The following is a 21,582-nucleotide window of genomic DNA, read 5'->3' on the forward strand; positions in this document are numbered from 1 at the left end:
TTAGTGATTAAGATTGGTACGACTGAGTGGATTCGAACCAGCGACCTGTGGACCGGGTGATTAAGAGTAGGTAGTGCTTTTTCTTGATATAATTTCTATTTATGAATTGGTACGACTGAGTGGATCCGAACCGCTGACCTTTGGACCGGGTGATCAAGAGTAGTTAGTGCGCTAATCAACTGAGCTAAGGTTTACGAATTGAGGATTTTAGTGATTAAGATTGGTACGACTGAGTGGATTCGAACCAGCGACCTGTGGACCGGGTGATTAAGAGTAGGTAGTGCTTTTTCTTGATATAATTTCTATTTATGAATTGGTACGACTGAGTGGATTCGAACCACCGACCCCTACCATGTCAAGGTAGTGCTCTAACCAACTGAGCTACAGTCGTACAATATATTTGAATGGGACTTTTACTTAAATTTGGTACGACCGAGTGGATTCGAACTACTGGCCTCCGGACCGGGTGATCAAGAGTGGGTAGTGCTTTTTCTTACGATAGTACTTTTATTTAAAATTTCCTTAAATTTGGTACGACCGAGTGGATTCGAACCACCGACCCCTACCATGTCAAGGTAGTGCTCTAACCAACTGAGCTACGGTCGTATCATAAATTTAAGTTTTGCTAATTGCTTAACAACGGTCGCTAATATATAGCGTGCGCTGAAGTGAATCAAGCGAGAAACGCTTTTTTTAGTTCGTTTGCCGTTTTTTTATTCATATTGGGCTGATTTCACACGTTTTATAAAATTTTTGCCACCAAATAACGTGTGTTTTGGTGGAGTCTTTAAATGCTGTGAGTATATTATTTGGCTGTGCTGGGCTTAGTAATGCCGTTAGTTGCGGTTGTATTGGGCTGGAGTCTTGCCATAATGCTTGATACAACGGCATTAGGCGCTCTAAAGCACCTGATAGTTGAGCCTGATAGGGTTGTAACTGCTGCAAGTAATACTTCTTGAATACGTTGCTGAGGATCTGTGCTTGGCGTTTATTTTTTAGCGGGTTGCATAGTGTGCTTAGCTCAATATTCGCTAAAAAGTTACTAGTACTATTATTTAGCTGTGTTTGTTGGCGTACTGCGCTTATTAAAGCTTGATTGAAGTTAAACTGGCGCAATTGCGCCAGTAGCGGATAGAGCGCTTTAGAGTCTATTTGTGCATATTGCTGCTGTATTATTTGCTGTTTTAAATTCACTAGGCTTTGCAGCGCAAGTTCGGTTTCTACAAGGCCGGCTAAGTTTGTATCAAGTGTATAGCCGGTTAGCTGCCATGTGCGTTTTAGTTCTGGGTCTTTATAAAGTAGCTGCTTGAACTGATCTAATAACTGTTGTTTTTTATTATGTAATTCGTTACTTATGGCTTGATAACTTTTTGAATCAGGTTCTAGACTATCTAAGCACTGTGGTGCAAATTGAATAAATTGAATCTGGTATATTAACTGGCTAGCAGGAGAGGCGAGTTTTCCTAGTTGACTATTATGTTCAGCAATAAGGGTATTGAGTTTACAGTGTGAAAGTTGTGCCAGTTGCAATATGCTCAACTGTTGTGCATTTGTTGGTTTATTGTTGCTAACAGCTGATAGCGCAACATTGGTAAGTTTTGCTGTATCAGGAGTTGGCTTGTCTAACGCATTCGCGAGCCGCTGCTGATATTCTAAATACACATCAGCGGGTTTATCTGTGCATGCACAAAGTAGCAGTAAACAGCAAAGTAAACTACAAAGGTAACCAAACCGTGACGTTTGGTTACCTTGTTGGTGCGATTTTTTAAGCGCTTTTAAGTGGTTCATGTTTGAATCTATTCGCGACAGTGAGCATTAATAACACTGCGGCTACACTTAAGCCGACGATGATACCTACCCAAAAACCATGCGGGCCCATTGCTGGCACTATTAAATCGGTGCGTGCTAAAACAAAACCCAGTGAAAAACCAATCAACCAGTAAGATATAAAGGTTATATACGAAATCGGTGCTGTGTGTTTTAAACCCCTTAATATACCGTTGGCAGCTACTTGTAAGGAATCAGGTAGTTGATAAATACACGCTAGAATCATGATTGACGTTGCTAAGGCAATAACACGTGCATCATCTGTATAAAGTTGACTGATCACGTCACGGCCAAAGAAGGTTATGGCAGCAAGTATAACGGCAATGATCATGGCTAGAATATAGCTTGTTGAAATAGCTTTTTTAAGCTGCTGAAAATGATGTTGGCCGTATAAATTGCCAATCCTAATACTGATCGCAATAGATAAACTCAGTGGCATCATAAACAGCAAGGTTGTGACACTTGCAGCAATCTGATGGCCGGCTACCGCAACCGCACCTAAGTGCGCAATAAATAACGGAATACAGGCAAATAAAGTGACTTCAAAAAATGTAGCAAGTGAGATTGGTATGCCCACCTTAGTAATTGCCCACATGGTTGGTAATTGCGGTGCTTGAAAGTTTGCTAATAGTGTTTTGGCATCTACTTTTTTACTTAACTGGCAATAAATAACTTGTGCGATGGCCATTGCAGTAAATACCAATGCGGTGGCAATCCCACAGCCTGCACCACCGAGTGCTGGCATACCAAACATACCGTGAATAAACACATAGTTGGCTGGGATATTGATGGCTAAACCAATTAAGCTGATATAAAAAGCCGGCTTTGTCATCCCCATGCCTTCGGTAATATTACGATAAACACTGAATACTAAAAATCCAATAATGCCCCATTTTACAGAATGAATATAGTCATAGGCCATATTGGCAATAGCAGGGCTGGTATCGAGTTTGAGAATAATAATATCGGCAAAATAGGCAATAGATAAACCGATAACACTCAATACACCAGCTAGGTACAAGCCTTGTTGAAAGTAATGGCTGATGCCGGTTTTATCGTTAGCGCCGGAAAATTGCGCAATTATGCCAGTCAGGGCTAATAATATGCCTTGCAGAGCCAACATGGCGGGGTTCCATACGCCGGTTGCAATTGACAATGCTGCTAAATCGGTAGGACTCACTTGTCCTGCCATGATGGTGTCGACCACTGACATTAAAACTAAGGTTACTTGTGCTAAAAAAACGGGGATTGCCAGAGAAACTAACCGTTTGGCTTCCCAACTACAAAAAGTCATATCACTTACTACGTAAACTGAAGAGGCAGATAGTGTAATCGATAAAGCACAGAATCAAAAATTATAGCGATGAGTCAATGTTATTGGTTACAGTAATAATAACGTGGATCGGGTAAACTAAAGCGTTAAATAATATGAATAGTATCTACTTTAGGTAATAAAAGGTGAATTGATTTATGTTTACAGGAATTGTGCAAACACAAGCGACGGTGATTTCGACTAACCAGCAGCAAGGTGTGATGCGTTTAGTGCTCGCTGTAGCAAAGCAATATGTTACAAAACTTGAGTTAGGTGCCAGCGTTGCCATTAATGGTTGCTGTTTAACGGTTGTTAAAGTAGAAAATATCTCTGATCAACCGCTTGCTCAGGTTCACTATGATGTAATTGACGAAACATTACAGTTAACTAACTTAGGAAAGCTTATTGCTGGCAGTACCGTTAACTATGAGCGCTCTATGACTTTTGGTACTGAGTTAGGTGGGCATATTGTATCTGGTCACATTCACTGCACCGCCCAGATTGAAAATATTATTCATACACAAGATAATTGTAAAATACAGTTGTGCTTACCAAGTAAATGGCAAAAGTATGTGATGTATAAAGGTTTTGTATCAGTCAATGGCGCTAGTCTCACGGTCGGTGAAACCGATGAGCAGGGCTTTTGGCTGCATTTGATCCCAGAGACATTAGCTATTACCAATATTGGTAAGGCTGTAATTGGTGATGCGCTAAATATCGAAGTTGATCAACAAACTTATACCATCATCAATACGGTCGAAAACTACTTACGGCAGCAGGCTTCGTAGTCAAATATAAATGCTAGGCTAAAATATTTGTTCGTCATCGCTGTCTATATGTAACTCTACCTTGCTGTTAGCATAGTCAATATGCATATTAAAATGGATAGGGTTACAGCATGCTGCGCAATCTTCGAAGTAATCTTGATCGCCATCACTAGCATCAAGGGTAATATGAATATGATGGCCACAATGTGGGCAGCAGATCCGTTGTGAGAGTTGGTTTTTCATAAATGATTCAACCTTACAAAGCAGAGCAATAAAAGGTAATTATTTATCGCTGCTGATAAATGGTTATGCCCCCCACAATTGAACGCTAGCGCCTGTCATTGCTGGGGTTGTTCAACATTAAGCGATACCTAAATATAGTCTGCTTTATTCATTTATGACATCTATTTGACAATAAAAACGACCTTATTTCAGTAGTAGTTCTATTTTTTGTTTAGCTTCAGTAAGATAGTGGCCGGCAAAGATATTTGCATGATTTAAAATAGGGTAAAGCTGGTAAATTAACTTACGTTGCTCATAGCCCTGTGTTAGTGGGTAATGCTTGTTATAGGCGATGTAAAAAGCGTCAGGTAAAGGAGCAAACAGCTCGCTCATGGCAATATCAACTTCCCGATCACCATAATAGCAGCTCGGATCAAATACACTCGGTACTGATTGAATAAATCCCATGTTGCCACGCCAAAAATCGCCATGCAACAATGATGGTTTTACGGTATGACCATGTAGCATGTCTTTTATCAGGGCGACAAAGTAATCTTTGTCAACGAGATCAATGCCTTTTTCATGCAGTAATTGGAGCTGCCAGCCAATGCGCTCTTCGGCAAAAAATATATTCCATTTTTTATGCCAGCGATTGGGCTGAGTTGTTGGGCCAATAAAATTATCCTGATCAAAACCAAACATGGCTTGGCGATGTTTCAGATGCAGGCTTGCAAGGTGGCTACCCATAATATGCCAGTTGGTATGAGGTTGTTGGTCAAGTTCAAGCCATTCTAAAACGATAAATGAAAACTCAATATTAGCACCTGTAGTGATACAATCTGGCACCATAAATAAGCTCTCTTTAGTGAGCAGTTGTAAATTGTGGGCTTCGTTTTCAAATCGCTCTAAGTCACTACGATGGGCTACTTTTACAAAATACTGGTGTATACCATCACTGAGTTGAAATAATTTATCGTTATTAGGGCTTTGCAGTTGGCGTTTTATAGTGTGTTTAAAGTCAAAATGCATAGCTTGGCTTATCTGTTCGTTAACCGTATTCCACATAGCATTGTTCACCTTTTATACAGATAGTTAAACTATGGCAAAAAGTAGTTAAATAAACAAACTCTTGAGAGTAAAATTAATATTTTGTAAGCGCGCGCTTAGATTTATGCAACAACCAAGTGGAGAGAATGATGAATAAAAGCCTTATTACCAATGTAATTGCCGGGATTTTAGTGGTGGCGGGTTTTCTATTTGACCAAGCAATTGTACTGTCAATCGGCTTATTTGCACTCTCAGGCGCAGTGACTAATTTACTCGCAGTGCATATGTTATTTGAAAAAGTACCTTTGTTATATGGGTCGGGCGTGATCCAGCTGAAGTTTGCAGGGTTTAAAGTGGCGATTAAAAATCTTATTTTAACCGAGTTCTTTTCAGAGCAAAAAATATCTCAATTGTTAGGCAACAAAAATATCAATGTTGATCTACAGCCAGTGATCAATGAAGTCGATTTAAATCCTGCTTTTGATAGCTTACTTGACGTTATTGAGCACTCCCAATTTGGTAGCATGTTAGCGATGTTTGGTGGTAGTGCCACGGTTGAGCCGATGCGCGAAGCATTTATTGACAAAATGCGTGGTTCATTACTTAATATGAGCGAAACCGATGAGTTTAAAAGCTTGGTGAATGAAAAATTAACGCAATCAGGACTCGCAAGTGATTCGTTGTTTAACACGGTTTCTGGCTTAGTTGATGAGCGTTTAGACGAGCTGACACCAAAAATGGTCAAAGATATTATACAAACTATGATCCGTGAGCATTTAGGCTGGTTAGTTGTATGGGGCGGGGTATTCGGTGGTTTGTTTGGCCTGATTGCTGCAATTATATAAATTAATTTTAAGCAGGCCAACGACTCGCCTGCTTAAATTTGATATTGCTTAGCCATACTACTTAGAACCGGCAACAACCATAATTGTTTGTTGGTCTAGTTTTGCTAAATCTTGAATTGAGGTACCCGTTGTCGTTTCAAGGTTTAGATACTTTGCCGTTTTATTAAAACCGTAAGTTCCCGCAAATTTTGCGATACTCAAGTTGTTACAACGTAGTTTATTGGTTACGGTTGTTTTGCTAATACGTAAGTCTTTCATTGTTGCATAAAGTTGCAAACGTTTATTGGAGCTCACAGCCATACAAATTTGAGTGCCAGGGCTATTATCAGCTGCAACAAATTGTGCTGCTTCAGTATTGGTTGTAGTAAGTGCTGCTGAGCTTAAAAGTAACGTTGTACAAAGTGTAGTTGTTAAAGTATTCATCATCATTCTCCAGTGGTTTGGTATGTCTGCTTGTTGACGAGTTAAATATTAGCTTTATTTTTAAATAAAGCTGTAAATGAAAATCGACAAGATGTAACACCGTGTGTGGATGTGTTTTATAATAACTAACTATCTGATAGTAAATGATTTAATGTGTGTTTTTTGACATGTTTCAAACAAATTATTTTTCACTTTTTTTATTGCTTTTGGTTGTTTTTCAATCTGCTTTCATAGGTTTTACATGCTATTTACTTTAGAGTCATTGCACTTTGTTGTGCAGCATTACTGACATATTTTTCAACCCTGTTATGATCGTCTTGATTATCAAATACCTGTCTATTAGGAGACTCTGTGAGTAAAACATTGGCGAGTTATTATCAGCAAGCATACGCCTGTGAACAGCATAATTTTAACCGTTGCTTTTATTGTGGCTGTGAAGCGACTGAGCGCGATCATTGCCCGCCATTGCATATGCTACAAAGCATTATTGATTTAGGTGAAGAAGCTGAGTTTATTAGTATTCCAGCGTGCTATGAATGCTATGCAATATTGCATAACGAGCGCTTAATGACGATTGATGAACGCTTTACTAAGTTAAAAAACAAACTCGGTGCCAAATATGCTAAACCACTGCGGGTTTATAATATGTGGCATGAGAATGAACTTAGCGATATGAGTGATGAGTTTGCACATAGCATTAAAGCGGGTATGGCGTTAGGAAAAGAAGCCGCAGAGCGCTTGGCGTTTAGTGGTTTTAGTTATGCAACCGAAGAAGCCAAGGTCACAGTGCGAGAAAAAACGGCTGAGTTTGATGTCGAAGGCGCCATTTTTACTGATTTTAAAGAAGCTTTAAATTATTGTATTAGCGAATTAAAAGTACAAAAAAGTGATTTTTATAAAATTTTAGTAGAAGACTACCAAGGTGATTTTAATAAAGCCTTGAGTCAGTATCGTCATCGTCACGATAAAGTGACTGCCGCTAAAGATGGCGATTGCCTAATTAAGGATTTTTCAAAATTGCATAAACAAAATTCAGACTTCGTAACTCGAACTGTTAAGCACTTTATTAGTAAAGATCCAAGTTTGACAACAGAAGCTGCACTTGAGCAACTGTATAACAATTATATTAAGAAATAACATTCATCTTATATAAATGCAGCTCTAGCTGATTTTTTAGCTTTATGTTGTGTGTTTATATAAAGTAACAAAAAAACAACAACAGAGACTAATATGATGCAAAAATTTGCTCCTTCATTGTTGGTTGTTGCACTTGGTGTGGCGATTGCCGGCTGCCAAGACAACGGCCCACAAGACGACAAAGTAACAATCAATAAAAATCCATATCCAAGTACCTATAAGGTACTTAAATCAACCACGACGCTTATCACCAATGCAACAGTACTAACAGGTACAGGTGAGCGTTTAGAAGAAGCCGATGTATTACTTGTTGACGGAAAAGTGCAACAAGTCGGTAAAGATCTAACTGCACAAGCTGATTTGACTATTGATGCACAAGGTAAATGGGTTACACCTGGGCTTATTGATGTACATTCACATTTAGGAGCATACCCAAGCCCTTCTGTTGAATCTCATCAGGACGGCAATGAAATGACCAGCCCAAATACTGCCGAAGTGTGGGTTGAGCATTCAATTTGGCCGCAAGACCCTGGCTTTAACCGCGCGCGTGAAGGCGGTATTACCGCATTACAAATTTTACCCGGCTCAGCTAATTTATTTGGTGGTCGTGGGGTTACTTTAAAAAATGTTCCATCGCACACGATGCAGGGTATGAAGTTCCCTGACGCACCGTATGGTTTAAAAATGGCCTGTGGTGAAAACCCTAAGCGTGTTTACGGGCGTAAAGGGGTATTACCATCAACACGAATGGGCAATATGGCCGGTTATCGTGAGGCTTGGATAGGCGCCGCTGAATATAAACGCGCGTGGGATAAATACGATGCTGATTATGCAGCAGGTAAAAATCCAGAGGTGCCGCATCGTGATATTAAATACGATACATTGCGTGGTGTATTAGAAGGCGAAGTTAGGATCCACAATCATTGTTACAAAGCAGAAGAAATGGCAATGATGATTGACCTTTCAAAAGAGTTTGGTTATCACGCGGGTACTTTCCATCACGGTATTGAAGCATACAAAATTGCTGATTTACTTGCAGATAACGGCTCATGTGCTGCGCTTTGGCCTGATTGGTGGGGCTTTAAAATGGAAGCTTACGACATGGTACAAGAGAACGTAGCGATTGTTGATGCGGTTAAAAATTCTTGTGCTGTTGTTCATTCAGACTCTGACACCACTATCCAGCGCTTGAATCAAGAAGCCGGTAAAGTAATGTACCGCGCTAACGATAATGGGTTTAATATTTCAGAACAGCACGCAATTAAATGGATCACTTCGAATGCTGCAAAATCGCTAGGTATAGCTGATAAAACCGGTTCACTCGAAGCTGGCAAACAGGCTGATGTGGTAATTTGGAATCAAAGTCCGTTTAGTGTTTATGCTAAAGCTGAGCAAGTATTTGTTGATGGTGCGAAAGTGTATGATCGCTACGATGATACATTCCAAGCACAAAGCGATTTTATGTTAGGTCAAAAATAAGGAGTAACTAGGATGACAAAATTAACACATTCATTTTCACTCTCGCTAGTTGCTGCTGGTTTGTTAGCAAGTACTGCGGTGAACGCCCAATCAGTCGCGATCATCAACGCCACTGTTCATACCTCAACTGAGCAAGGTATTTTACAAGGCGCTAGCATCATCATGGATGAAGGCAAAATTATTGCTATTAATCCTGCAACAGTCGAAGCTGATACGATTATTGATGCCAAAGGGCAAATTGTTACAGCTGGATTTATTGGCAGCATGAATCAGTTAGGTCTAGTTGAAGTGGGCGCTGTTGCTGGCTCTCGCGATGCTGGCGATGATAAAGCGGGGATCGATTTTGATCCAAGCCTAGCATTTAATGCTCACTCAAGCTTGATCCCGTATGCACGTAAAGGTGGCATCACCCGTGATGTGATCACCCCTCATGGCGGAGAAAGTATTTTTGCAGGCCTTGCCAGCGTAGTTGATTTAAGCGGTGAGTTTGACAGTGTTAAGCAAACGCAAGTCGCGCTGGTAGTTAATTTAGGTGAGAAAAGCAAAGGCTCGCGCGCAATGTCGCTGAAAAACTTGATTGATAAGTTAGCAGCACATCAACAAAAAGCCAGCAAAAAAGATAAAAAAGACGATGCTGTACCAAGCACTGAAGATAAAGTGCTCGATAAAGTATTAGCGGGTGAAATGCCACTATTAGTAACGGCTTCTCGCGCCGCAGATATTATTGAGCTAATCAAAGTAAAACAACAGTTTTCACTTAATTTAGTGATTGCAGGCGCACAAGATGCCGTGGTTGTAAAAGAGCAATTAGCGCAAGCAAATGTTCCAGTCATTGTAAGTTCTATGGAGAGCTTGCCAGGCAGTTTTGATTCGCTACATGCGAGTTTAGATAATGCAGGCAAACTCGAAAAAGCAGGCGTAAAGGTGTTGTTGTCGATCGCAGGCGATGCCAGTCACAATGTTTATCAATTGCGTTTTGACGCGGGTAATGCGGTTTCTTATGGCATGACACAAGCGGGTGCATTAAAAGCGATAACAGCGAATGTTGCTGATGTATTTGGAATTAATGCCGGTAGTGTGGCGGTAGGTAAAGCTGCTGACTTAGTGATGTGGAACGATGACCCATTTGATTTTACTAGTCACGTAACTAAAATGTTTATTAACGGCGAAGAAGTTTCAACTGAAGCACGCCAAGATAAACTTCGTAAGCGTTATACTACTGACTCAGATATGCCTCGCGCATATACTAAGTAACTACGTTCAGCTTAGTAACTTGAACAATTTAAAGGCTGCATTTGCGGCCTTTTTGCTTTTTGTATCAGTGAAAAATAAAACATTATTTAAAAGCCACAAAAAAGGCGCTCACTTTAACAGTGAGCGCCTTTTAAATTTAAATCGATACTTATACTAGTTTAGCTAAGATATCGTTAAATGTTGTGCTAGGGCGCATTGCTTTAAATGCTGCATCATCATTTGGTTGGAAATAACCACCGATGTTTACAGCTGGGCCTTGTGCATCGTTAAGTTCGTTAACGATTTGTTCTTTGTTGGTTTCTAAATCACTGGCGATTTGTGTGAACTGTGCTTTAAGTTCACTGTCATCGTTTTGCTTGGCAAGCTCTTGCGCCCAGAATAAAGATAGGAAGAAGTGAGAACCACGGTTATCAATTTCTTTCACTTTACGAGACGGTGATTTGTTTTCAGCAAGGAAAGTACCTGTTGCTTTATCAAGGGTATCAGCTAGCACTTGTGCTTTGTTGTTACCAGTATTTACAGCTAGGTGCTCAAGTGATGCCGCAAGTGCTAAAAACTCACCTAACGAATCCCAACGTAAGTGGTTTTCTTTTTCGAATTGTTGAACGTGCTTCGGTGCTGAACCACCCGCGCCAGTTTCAAATAAACCGCCGCCATTCATAAGTGGTACGATTGAAAGCATTTTTGCACTCGTACCAAGCTCAAGAATTGGGAATAAATCAGTTAGGTAATCACGTAATACGTTACCTGTTACTGAAATAGTATCTAGGCCATCTTTAATGCGTGCAAGAGAGAATAGGGTTGCTTCAAGTGGTGCAAGTATTTGAATATCAAGGCCAGATGTATCGTGGTCTGGCAAGTATGCGTTAACTTTTTTGATTAACTGTGCATCGTGCGCACGGTTTTCGTCAAGCCAGAAAATAGCAGGGTTACCGGTAGCGCGTGCACGGTTTACAGCTAATTTAACCCAATCTTGGATTGGTGCATCTTTAACTTGGCACATGCGCCATACATCGCCTTGCTCAACAGTGTGTTGTAGCAATACGTTGTCAGCACTATCAACAACACGGATCACACCGTTTGCTGGTGCTTCAAAGGTTTTGTCGTGTGAACCATATTCTTCAGCTTTTTGTGCCATTAGGCCAACGTTAGGAACGCTACCCATAGTGGTTGGATCAAATGCACCGTGTTCTTTACAGAAATCAATTGTTGCTTGATAAACACCAGAGTAACAACGATCAGGAATGACAAAGCTAGTATCTTGTAATTTACCTTCACTGTTCCACATTTGACCGCTTGAACGAATTGCAGCAGGCATAGACGCATCGATGATCACATCACTTGGTACGTGTAAGTTAGTGATACCACGATCAGAATCAACCATCGCAATTGCAGGGCGTGTAGCATATACAGCGTCAATATCAGCTTCGATTTCAGCGCGTTTAGCATCGTCTAATGTTTGGATTTTAGCGTAAACATCACCAAGACCATTATTAACATCAACACCTAGCTCAGCAAATAAAGCGCCGTGCTTAGCAAAAACGTCTTTATAGAATACTTTTACCGCATGACCAAAGATGATTGGATCAGATACTTTCATCATGGTTGCTTTCATATGTAATGAAAACAGAATGCCTTTTTCTTTTGCAGCATCGATTTCAGCCGCTAAGAAAGCTTGTAGTTTCGTAATACTGATTGAAGATGCGTCAATCACTTCACCAGCAAGTAATGGCGTGCTTGCTTTAAGAACAGATACGTCGCCATTTTCAGCAACGTGCTCAATACGTACATCAGTAGCAGTATCAAGCGTTACTGATTGCTCAGAGCCAAAGAAATCGCCTTCGCTCATGCTCGCAACATTTGAAGCAGAATCTTTGCTCCATGCACCCATTGAATGTGGGTTGTTACGTGCATATTCTTTTACAGAGCCAGGAGCACGACGATCAGAGTTACCTTCACGTAATACTGGGTTTACAGCACTACCTTTGATTTTGTCGTAAGTTGCTTGAATTGCTTTTTCTTCATCTGTTTTAGGTTCAGCAGGGTAGTCTGGCAGTGCGTAACCTTTTGCTTGTAATTCTTTGATAACAGCACGTAATTGTGGAACTGATGCACTGATATTTGGTAATTTAATGATGTTTGCTTCAGGTTTTTTAGCCAGCTCGCCTAATTCAGCAAGCGCATCACCAATACGTTGTTCTTCAGTTAAATACTCAGAAAAGTTAGCAATAACACGACCCGCTAAAGAGATGTCACGTGTTTCAACTTCAACGCCTGCGGCATTAGTGTATGCTTGGATGATCGGCAGCAAAGAGTATGTTGCTAGTGCCGGAGCTTCGTCTGTTTTAGTGTAGATAATTTTTGATGTCATCATCATTCCTAGATAGTAGGCGTAAGAGCCATATTCAACAATGCAAAGAAATATCATCGCCATCATGCGTGCACGACGTGACAATGATCAGTCAGTTAGGTGTTAATACTGTTGATTAAATAATCACACCTGACGAACTGTATTTAATTTTATGTTATTTATAAACTAAGTAAATTAGCCATTAGCCTAATTATTAGTGTTTAAAGGGCCTTTTGAGGCTGCTTTTAAGCACCTAAGAGTGTAACAAGCTTGGCAACAAAGGGCTAATAACAAATATATACCCAAACCATCTCAAGATGCGAGTTTCAGTTGGAATTAAAAGCGATTTAGGCAAGGCATTGATTGCAAATAATAGTGGTTCTATTGTTAAAATCAATAACGCAGTATAAATCGCTTTTAAACCAACCCGTTGGGCGTTTCACAGGCACTTACTCTCATCGTTGTTACTTCTTAAAAGGGACTGCCATTGTTGCAAAGTAACGCCTTGATATTAAGCCCCTGTGAAACGCTGGATTCTGCATCTTGAGGTGGTTTGGGTATAACATGGGGGTATTAAAAAAGAATTTCAAGAGGAAGGACAGTTTTTGTTCATTCTGTACGTTTAATTTCTAATAGATTAAAAATGCCAGCTTTGAATCTGAATGTACAATTTAGTTGGGATTAAATAAATTTAGAGGAATTAAGCGAGGATCTTTATAGGTCGCTCGCTTTAGTCGAACGTCTAAACAACTACACTAACTCTTCGTTAGGCGCTATATTAGTCGCATGCATGCCTTTAGGGCCTTGCTGCAATTCGAATGTTACATCTTGACCAGCTTTAAGTGTTTTATAACCGTCCATTACAATCGTTGAGTAATGGGCGAATATATCATTCTCGCAGCCGTCTTCTACGATGAAACCAAAACCTTTGGCATTATTGAACCATTTGACTTTACCACAAGCCATACTTCTACATCCTTCTATAAGTTGACTAATTTAGTTATTCTAAACCGTATAGTTTGATAGACTGACTAAGGTTTAATCAATCTACAACTGACTGTAGTTTATTTCGCCGATCAGTCAAGTGTTTTAAACTATTTTTTTAACATTTAATTTATTTTTTATTCAAGTTTGCTTGAGTTCCAAAGACAAGACTATATTTAATTATGAGTGGCATGAAAGATTCAGGTGTTTTAGATACGGTTCGCGATAGTGAGAAGCAAAAACTGCAACCACCGCGAAAATACAAAGTCATTTTAAATAATGATGATTACACGCCAATGGACTTTGTGATAGAAGTACTAACGACGTTTTTTAATATGGATAGCGATAGAGCAACAGATGTGATGCTGCAAGTTCATCAAAATGGTCGCGCAATTTGCGGTGTTTATACCGCAGATGTAGCGTATACCAAAGTTGAACAAGTAAACCGTTATGCACGAGATAACGAGCATCCACTGCTATGTAGTTGTGAGCAGGAATAATACCAAGGTAGGGTGATCAAAATACCCATCACAACGGTATAAAAATATTATCTCAGTAAGGGGTTGCTAATGCTAAACAAAGATTTAGAACTAACTTTAAACGCGGCGTTTCGCGAAGCGCGTACACGTCGCCATGAATTTATGACTGTAGAGCACCTATTACTTGCCCTACTTGATAATCCATCGGCTGGAGAAGCGCTACACGCCTGCGGGATTGATATGGCAGCATTAAAAGCTGAGCTATCAGAGTTTATTAATGAGACCACTCCAGTCATTCCTGATTTAGAAGAAGAACGTGAAACTCAACCAACACTTGGTTTTCAGCGGGTATTGCAACGCGCAGTATTTCATGTGCAATCATCGGGTAAAAACGAAGTAACAGGCGTCAATGTGCTGGTTGCCATTTTTTCAGAACAAGAAAGCCAAGCGGTTTACTTGCTGAAAAAAGCTGATATCTCGCGACTAGATATTGTGAACTTTATATCTCATGGTATCTCTAAAGCAGACGATGACATGGGCGGTGAAGATGCTGATGACATCCATGAAGAAGTACAAGCCGTTCAAGGCGAAGAGCCAAGTAAATTAGAAAACTTCACGTCTAATTTGAATGTACTCGCCCGTGAAGGGAATATCGACCCATTGGTGGGCCGTGATAGTGAAGTAGAGCGCACGGTACAAGTACTGTGTCGTCGTAAAAAGAATAATCCGTTATTAGTTGGCGAAGCTGGGGTAGGTAAAACTGCTATTGCTGAAGGTCTAGCGTATCGCATAGTGCATGAACAAGTACCCGAAGTGATTGCCGATGCTGTGGTGTACTCGTTAGATATGGGGGCATTACTTGCTGGTACTAAATACCGCGGTGATTTTGAAAAGCGCTTTAAAGCATTACTAAAAGAGCTTCAGGCGAAACCTGGCGCTATTTTGTTTATTGATGAGATCCATACCATAATTGGTGCCGGCGCAGCCTCTGGTGGCGTTATGGACGCATCTAACCTGCTTAAACCACTGCTTTCGAGCGGTAAGTTACGTTGTATGGGCTCAACTACCTATAACGAGTATAAAAATATCTTTGAAAAAGACCGTGCGTTAGTGCGCCGTTTTCAGAAAATTGATGTACTTGAACCAAGTGTCGCTGATACCACTAAAATACTTAATGGTTTAAAAGAACGTTACGAAGAGCATCATGGCATTCGCTATACGCAAAAAGCGTTAAAAGCGGCGGCAGAGCTCAGTGCTAAGTACATTAATGAGCGTCACTTACCTGATAAAGCCATTGATGTTATTGATGAAGCGGGTGCTAGCCAACGATTACAACCGATCTCTAAACGCAAAAAAACCATTGGTGTGGCAGATATCGAATTGATCGTGGCAAAAATGGCGCGTATTCCGCAGCAAAGTGTGTCATCAAGCGATAAAGAGACTCTTAAAAATCTTGATCGTAACTTGAAGATGTTGGTATTTGGCCAAGATCAATCAATCGATGCACTAACCTCGGCCATTCGCTTATCACGTTCAGGCTTATCAAATGAAGATAAACCAGTCGGTTCGTTTTTGTTTGCAGGACCAACGGGTGTAGGTAAAACGGAGGTAACTAAACAGCTTGCAAAATGTATGGGTGTTGAGTTTATCCGTTTTGATATGTCTGAGTATGTTGAGCGCCACGCGGTAAGCCGTTTAATTGGTGCGCCTCCAGGCTACGTTGGTTTTGAACAAGGTGGTTTGTTAACTGAGGCTGTGATTAAAAATCCACATTCGGTTGTATTACTGGATGAGATTGAGAAAGCTCACTCAGATATTTACAATATCTTACTGCAAGTGATGGATCATGGCACGCTGACCGATAATAACGGCCGTAAAGCTGACTTTAGAAACGTTGTGGTGGTGATGACTACTAATGCGGGCGTACAAGAAACAGTACGTAAATCAATAGGCTTTACTGATCAAGATCATTCTCATGATGCGATGAGCGAAATCAATAAAGTATTTTCGCCAGAATTTAGAAACCGCCTAGATAACATCATTTGGTTTAACCACCTTGATCGTGATGTAACTTTACTGGTTGTTGATAAATTTATTGTTGAGTTACAAGCGCAGCTGGATAAAAAGTCAGTTAATCTTGAGCTTACTAATAAAGCGCGGGAATGGTTGGCAGATAAAGGCTACGATAAAGCTATGGGCGCACGTCCAATGGGCCGCGTGATCCAAGAGCAATTGAAAAAGCCGCTGGCAAACGAGATCTTATTTGGGCAACTTATCGACGGTGGCACAGTGAAAGTGTCTATCAAAGATAAAAAATTGCGTTTTGATTATGAAACGAATTTAACACCTGCATAATTGCAGCGTTAAATAGAAAACAAAAAGCCCAGCAATTGCTGGGCTTTTTGTTTATTAAATGTAATTGTTAGTTTAGCTATCAATTACATTTAATAAACGCTTCAAGCTAATGTAGAAAGTAACTAAGTTACTCAGACAACTTAGCTAAAAACTTGATATTTCGTTAACGCACTAACTTAGCGAGCACGGAATACGATGCGACCTTTTGATAAATCGTATGGGGTCATTTCTACGGTAACTTTATCGCCGGTTAAAATGCGGATATAGTTTTTACGCATTTTACCTGAAATGTGAGCCACAACTACGTGACCATTTTCAAGCTCAACTCGGAACATTGTATTTGGTAAAGTATCAAGGACCGTCCCTTGCATTTCGATTACGTCTTCTTTCGCCATGTTTAGCGTAACACCTCTTTAATAGTTAAACGATGCAGATTCTGCCGAAAATACACCAATAAGTAAAGCCGCAGTAGGCATTTTTGTAAATTAAATAGCCAGCCACTGGTCTGCAACCCTATTTTGGGCAGGTAAAAATTGGGTTTTGTAACGCATTTTTGCACATTCATCAATTTGATAACCTAAATAGACAAATTCTTTATCGTATTGTTTGGCGAATTTGAGCTGCTCTAAAATCATAATTGTGCCCACACTGAAGTGCTCATAATCAGGATCAAAAAAAGTGTAAATAGCAGAAACAGCGTTGTGCATACAATCAGTTACCGCCACTGCAACCAGTTTCTCTTGGTCCCATAATTCAATAAAAGTAATTGGTAACCAGTGACAAAATATAAAGCTGTTGAACTGACTTTGTTCTGGTGGGTACATAGAACCGTCTTGGTGACGCTCGGTAATGTATTTACTGTATAACGGAAAGTATTCAGGGCGTTGTTGGTCTGAATATTTCACACTAAAGGCATTTTTTGCTTTATTAAGTTTACGTTTTTGTGATTTTGTCGGTAAAAATGCCTTAGCTAATACACGCACAGACTTACATGCGCTGCAAACAGGGCAGTGTGGTCGGTAAATTTGGTCACCACTACGGCGAAAACCGAGGGCCAGTAATTGCTCAAATTTGCCCGGGGTATAACAACTTGGATCCAAAATGACTAATAATTGCTCTCGGCGATCGGCTAGGTAGCTACAATCAAATTGTTGGCTTAAACCTAAACGAGCAGGTAAGTGTTCAGTCATAAATAGCGATAAGCTCCTGAGGTTGCCACATTGTTGTTGGAATAATAAACTCTTCTGCTTGTTTTAGTTTAGTTAAAAATTCTGAGCGCGGTAGCACTTTTTCACCTAAAGTGACTAAATAAGGATTCTCAAGCTGACAGTCAATAAAATGCGCATGGTGACGTTTCAACCAATTGACCAATGCCCACATGGCTAATTTTGAACAATTAGCTTGATGATGGAACATTGATTCGCCGCAAAATACGCCATGCTGCATAATACCGTACAAGCCACCAACAAGTTTGTCGTCTGACCAGATTTCTAAACTATGCGCTAAGCCTGCTTTATGTGCATCTTTATAAGCGTTGAGCATTTTTTTTGTGATCCAGGTGCCATCTGTTTCTAAGCGTTGTTGGCGACAGGCTTCAATCACCTGAGTAAATTCGGTATTAATAGTCACTTTAACCGGATTTTTTTTCAGATGCTTGCGTAAGCTTCGGCTAATATGAAATTCATCGAGTTCAATGATGCCGCGCATACTTGGCGACCACCACATAATTGGCTCGTATTCACTAAACCATGGAAAAATACCGTAGCGATAGGCATTTTTTAATCGCGTTACAGATAAGCATCCACCAATGGCAAGTAAACCATCTGGATCATCTAATGCATGGGTGGGATCAGGAAAAGCAAAGTGGCTTTTAGCGAGTTGATAAAGTTGTTTAGTCATAACACCGATTGAATAACTGAATGATCAAGATAAAGTGTAACCTGTTGCTTTAAATTCACAAACCACAAATTATTGTGTTATCCATAGCGTTGTACAGCGCTTACTTATGATAGGCAAATTGTAGGCATAAAAAAAGCGCGTTAAAAAACGCGCTTAATTGAACCATTAACTAATCGAATTAGCTAACCACTTTTACGGGTACTGCTTGACCTGCGTTGAACTTAGTTGTCATCGCTTCTTCAACAGGTACAAACGATGTAAGGTCAATACCTTCAACTGCAGACTTATACTCTTCGATAGTCGGGAAACGACCAAGAACAGAAGAAAGTACTACAACTGGCGTTGAACCCAGTAGTGACTCACCTTTTTTCTCAGATGTATCAGCTACTACACGGCCTTGGAACAGACGTGTTGACGTTGCGATAACAGTGTCACCAGGTTCAGCTTTTTCTTGGTTACCCATACATAGGTTACAACCAGGGCGTTCTAGGTATAAGATATTTTCATACTTAGTACGTGCGGCCGTTTTTGGTTTTGCATCGTCAAATTCAAACCCTGCGTATTTAGCAAGGATATCCCAATCGCCTTCCGCTTTAAGCTCATCAACAATGTTATATGTTGGTGGCGCAACGACTAATGGCGCTTTGAATGAGATAGAACCGTTTTTCTTCTCAAGGTTACGTAGCATGTGAGCAATAATTTTCATATCGCCTTTATGAACCATACACGAACCAACAAAAGCTAAATCAACAGGCTTATCGTTGTAAAAAGAAACAGGGCGGATCACATCGTGAGTATAACGCTTAGAAACATCATCGTTATTTACGTCTGGATCGGCAATCATTGGCTCAACGATTTGGTCCAAATCAACCACAACTTCTGCGTGGTATTTAGCGTTGTCGTCTGGAGAAAGTGCTGGCTCTTCACCAGATTGAATACCTGCAATACGTTTGTCAGCTAAGTCGATTAGACCTTGTAGCGTTTGCGCTTCGTTATCCATACCTTTGTTGATCATGATTTGGATACGTGATTTAGCAAGTTCAATTGACTTAATTAGCGTTTCATCATTTGAAATACAGATTGACGCTTTCGCTTTCATTTCTGCAGTCCAGTCAGTGAAAGTAAACGCTTGGTCAGCCATTAGGGTACCAATATGCACTTCAATGATACGACCTTGGAATACGTTTTCGCCACCAAATTGCTTAAGCATTTGCGCTTGCGTTGCATGTACAACATCGCGGAAATCCATGTGCTTAGCCATTTTGCCTTTAAACGTCACTTTAACTGAATCAGGAATCGGCATCGCTGATTCACCGGTTGCAAGTGCAACAGCAACAGTACCTGAATCGGCACCAAAGGCAACGCCTTTAGACATACGAGTATGCGAGTCACCACCGATGATGATAGCGCGATCATCAATTGTAATGTCGTTCAATACTTTGTGAATAACGTCAGTCATTGCATGGTAAACGCCTTTCGGGTCACGTGCAGTGATCAAACCAAACTTATTCATGAACGCCATTAGTTTAGGAATGTTTGCTTGCGCTTTGCTATCCCATACTGATGCAGTGTGACAACCAGACTGATAAGCACCATCAACAAGTGGTGAAATCGTTGAAGCCGCCATCGCTTCTAATTCTTGTGCTGTCATTGGACCGGTTGTATCTTGCGAACCAACGATGTTCACTTTAACGCGAACATTTGAGCCTGCGTGAAGTGGCGTATCTGATAGTACACCTACTGCATTACGGTTAAAGATTTTTTCAACCGCTGTTAAGCCTTGGCCTTCATGTGAAATTTCTTTTGAAGGTGCATACACAAGTGGAGTTTCAATGCCGAGTGTTTCAGCAGCAAACGTTTGTAGTTTTTTACCGAATACAACAGCGTAAGAACCACCGGCTCTCATGAATTCAACTTTTTGCGGTGTGAATGCTGACGAAATATCAACAAGTTCTTTATCACCGTTATAAAGCTTTTTCTCTTTAGTATTAATTGTTAACACAGTACCGGTAGCAACAGAGTACGCTTCTTCAAGCACTGCATCACCATTGTCATCAGTCACTGTATTGCCGTTTGCGTCTACTTTTTTAACCCAGTTTTTAAGGTCAAGACCAATACCGCCAGTTACATCAACGGTTGTTAAGAAGATTGGCGCAATACCATTAGTACCTGCAACAACAGGGGCAATGTTGATGAAAGGAACGTATGGGCTTGCTTGTTTACCCGCCCAAAGTGCTACGTTATTCACACCAGACATACGAGATGAACCAACGCCCATCGTGCCTTTTTCAGCAATAAGCATTACTTTAGCGTTAGGGTGTTTCTTTTGAAGTGCAACAATTTCTTGCTGTGCTTCTTCAGTGATCATGCATTTACCGTGTAATTCACGGTCAGCACGTGAATGTGCTTGGTTACCTGGAGATAGTAAATCAGTTGAGATGTCGCCTTCACCGGCAATATAGGTTACTACATCGATTTTTTCTTCGATGTCAGGTAATTTTGTGAAGAATTCAGCTTGTGCGAAACTCTCTAGTAACTCTTTAGCAATAGCATTGCCTGCTTCGTATGCCGCTTTTATGCGAGCCATATCTGCATCGTATAAGAATACTTGAGTCTTAAGTACTTCAGCCGCTTGTGCTGCGATTGTTGCGTCATCAGCAAATACTAAATCAATTAGCATTTCAATTGACGGGCCGCCTTTCATGTGTGAAAGCAGTTCAAATGCGAATTCTGGAGTGATCTCTGCAACTTGCTCTTCACCCAAAATAATTTCTTTTAGAAACTGTGCTTTAACGCCCGCAGCACTGGTTGTTCCTGGTAATGTATTAAAGATAAAGAAATGCAGTGAATCTTTACGGTGCTCGTTATTAGTATCTTTAATTTGATTAATGATTTCTGATACTAGTTCAGCGCTATCGATTGGTTGTGGGTTTAATCCAAGCTCCGTTTTACGGGTTTGGATTTCTTCCATATATTTTGTATACAAACTCATAGAAAACTCTCGGTATTTTACTTGATATGAAGTTAAGCATTTTAACTGATTTTACAGTCTCTAGTAATGCCTAAATGAATAAAGCTTTTCTGCCTAACTATAATTATAGCTAGTTTTACTTACTATACTTTGACGATATTCATTGCTCGGACTTAGATCCTATCGCACCTAAGCCATTAATTGTATAAATATGATTGATTCCGAGTATAA

General features: G+C 40.3%; 18 protein-coding genes and 2 tRNA genes. 7 read left to right on the plus strand and 13 right to left on the minus strand.

Annotated elements, in window-relative coordinates:
* Positions 1-314: 314 nt before the first annotated feature.
* The 4 genes from H5232_RS08430 to H5232_RS08445 form a co-directional block, all read right to left on the minus strand.
* Positions 315-391, minus strand: a tRNA-Val gene (locus H5232_RS08430).
* 138 nt (positions 392-529) lie between these two features.
* Positions 530-606, minus strand: a tRNA-Val gene (locus tag H5232_RS08435).
* Between the two features lie 111 nt (positions 607-717).
* Complete coding sequence (locus tag H5232_RS08440; protein WP_182793940.1) at positions 718-1,788, minus strand: DUF3080 family protein; 1,071 nt, start codon at positions 1,786-1,788, stop codon at positions 718-720.
* On the minus strand, positions 1,766-3,121 hold the full coding sequence (locus tag H5232_RS08445; protein WP_182830774.1) for an MATE family efflux transporter: 1,356 nt from the start codon (positions 3,119-3,121) through the stop codon (positions 1,766-1,768). The genes H5232_RS08440 and H5232_RS08445 overlap by 23 nt, the downstream gene beginning before the upstream one ends.
* Positions 3,122-3,297: 176 nt before the next feature.
* On the opposite strand from H5232_RS08445, the gene H5232_RS08450 reads away from it, so the two are divergent.
* Positions 3,298-3,927 carry a riboflavin synthase subunit alpha gene (locus H5232_RS08450; protein WP_182739764.1) on the plus strand — a complete coding sequence of 210 codons (630 nt, stop codon included), beginning with the start codon at positions 3,298-3,300 and terminating at the stop codon, positions 3,925-3,927.
* Positions 3,928-3,945: 18 nt separating this feature from the next.
* Here H5232_RS08450 and H5232_RS08455 read toward each other — a convergent pair whose 3' ends face one another.
* Positions 3,946-4,149, minus strand: a complete 204-nt coding sequence (locus tag H5232_RS08455) for a CPXCG motif-containing cysteine-rich protein (RefSeq protein ID WP_145233067.1) — start codon at positions 4,147-4,149, stop codon at positions 3,946-3,948.
* 183 nt (positions 4,150-4,332) lie between these two features.
* Positions 4,333-5,193, minus strand: coding sequence for a fructosamine kinase family protein (locus tag H5232_RS08460; RefSeq protein WP_182739765.1), 861 nt, complete (start codon positions 5,191-5,193; stop codon positions 4,333-4,335).
* Positions 5,194-5,324: 131 nt separating this feature from the next.
* Between H5232_RS08460 and H5232_RS08465 the strand changes: the two genes are divergently transcribed.
* A complete protein-coding gene (locus tag H5232_RS08465; protein WP_182830784.1) occupies positions 5,325-6,020 on the plus strand; it encodes a DUF445 domain-containing protein in 696 nt (231 codons plus the stop codon).
* A 57-nt stretch (positions 6,021-6,077) separates the two neighbouring features.
* Here H5232_RS08465 and H5232_RS08470 read toward each other — a convergent pair whose 3' ends face one another.
* A complete protein-coding gene (locus H5232_RS08470) occupies positions 6,078-6,443 on the minus strand; it encodes a DUF3718 domain-containing protein (protein ID WP_149982345.1) in 366 nt (121 codons plus the stop codon).
* A gap of 351 nt (positions 6,444-6,794) precedes the next feature.
* Here H5232_RS08470 and H5232_RS08475 point away from each other — a divergent pair, with 351 nt between their 5' ends.
* From H5232_RS08475 to H5232_RS08485, 3 genes are all read left to right on the plus strand, one after another.
* Entirely contained in the window at positions 6,795-7,580 is a 786-nt protein-coding gene (locus tag H5232_RS08475) for a hypothetical protein (RefSeq protein ID WP_145233071.1), read from the plus strand.
* A 96-nt stretch (positions 7,581-7,676) separates the two neighbouring features.
* A complete protein-coding gene (locus tag H5232_RS08480) occupies positions 7,677-9,059 on the plus strand; it encodes an amidohydrolase (RefSeq protein WP_182739777.1) in 1,383 nt (460 codons plus the stop codon).
* 12 nt (positions 9,060-9,071) lie between these two features.
* A complete protein-coding gene (locus H5232_RS08485) occupies positions 9,072-10,313 on the plus strand; it encodes an amidohydrolase family protein (RefSeq protein WP_145233072.1) in 1,242 nt (413 codons plus the stop codon).
* 148 nt (positions 10,314-10,461) lie between these two features.
* Here the strand turns inward: H5232_RS08485 and H5232_RS08490 are convergent, their stop codons facing one another.
* A complete protein-coding gene (locus H5232_RS08490) occupies positions 10,462-12,684 on the minus strand; it encodes an NADP-dependent isocitrate dehydrogenase (protein ID WP_145233392.1) in 2,223 nt (740 codons plus the stop codon).
* Positions 12,685-13,413: 729 nt separating this feature from the next.
* A complete protein-coding gene (gene cspD / locus H5232_RS08495) occupies positions 13,414-13,629 on the minus strand; it encodes a cold shock domain-containing protein CspD (RefSeq protein WP_054204685.1) in 216 nt (71 codons plus the stop codon).
* Between the two features lie 209 nt (positions 13,630-13,838).
* Here cspD and clpS point away from each other — a divergent pair, with 209 nt between their 5' ends.
* Both clpS and clpA read left to right on the plus strand, forming a co-directional pair.
* Positions 13,839-14,147 carry an ATP-dependent Clp protease adapter ClpS gene (clpS, locus tag H5232_RS08500; protein ID WP_179959204.1) on the plus strand — a complete coding sequence of 103 codons (309 nt, stop codon included), beginning with the start codon at positions 13,839-13,841 and terminating at the stop codon, positions 14,145-14,147.
* 69 nt (positions 14,148-14,216) lie between these two features.
* Positions 14,217-16,481 (plus strand): ATP-dependent Clp protease ATP-binding subunit ClpA, encoded by a 2,265-nt coding sequence (gene clpA, locus H5232_RS08505; RefSeq protein WP_145233074.1) that lies wholly within the window; start codon positions 14,217-14,219, stop codon positions 16,479-16,481.
* Positions 16,482-16,657: 176 nt separating this feature from the next.
* On the opposite strand, the gene infA is transcribed toward clpA, so the two are convergent.
* From infA to H5232_RS08525, 4 genes are all read right to left on the minus strand, one after another.
* Positions 16,658-16,876 (minus strand): translation initiation factor IF-1, encoded by a 219-nt coding sequence (gene infA, locus H5232_RS08510; protein WP_002962494.1) that lies wholly within the window; start codon positions 16,874-16,876, stop codon positions 16,658-16,660.
* A gap of 90 nt (positions 16,877-16,966) precedes the next feature.
* The gene (locus H5232_RS08515) at positions 16,967-17,671 is read right to left on the minus strand and encodes an arginyltransferase (RefSeq protein WP_182830775.1); all 705 of its coding nucleotides are present in this window, start codon (positions 17,669-17,671) and stop codon (positions 16,967-16,969) included.
* A complete protein-coding gene (gene aat / locus H5232_RS08520) occupies positions 17,664-18,380 on the minus strand; it encodes a leucyl/phenylalanyl-tRNA--protein transferase (protein ID WP_145233076.1) in 717 nt (238 codons plus the stop codon). Before aat ends, H5232_RS08515 begins: the two co-directional genes overlap by 8 nt.
* Before the next feature lie 178 nt (positions 18,381-18,558).
* Positions 18,559-21,372 (minus strand): bifunctional aconitate hydratase 2/2-methylisocitrate dehydratase, encoded by a 2,814-nt coding sequence (locus tag H5232_RS08525; RefSeq protein ID WP_182717360.1) that lies wholly within the window; start codon positions 21,370-21,372, stop codon positions 18,559-18,561.
* Positions 21,373-21,582 lie beyond the last annotated feature (210 nt).

Origin of the sequence: Pseudoalteromonas sp. SG41-5 (assembly GCF_014164495.1) — a bacterium.
In the GTDB taxonomy this organism is placed as follows: Bacteria; Pseudomonadota; Gammaproteobacteria; order Enterobacterales; family Alteromonadaceae; genus Pseudoalteromonas; species Pseudoalteromonas rhizosphaerae.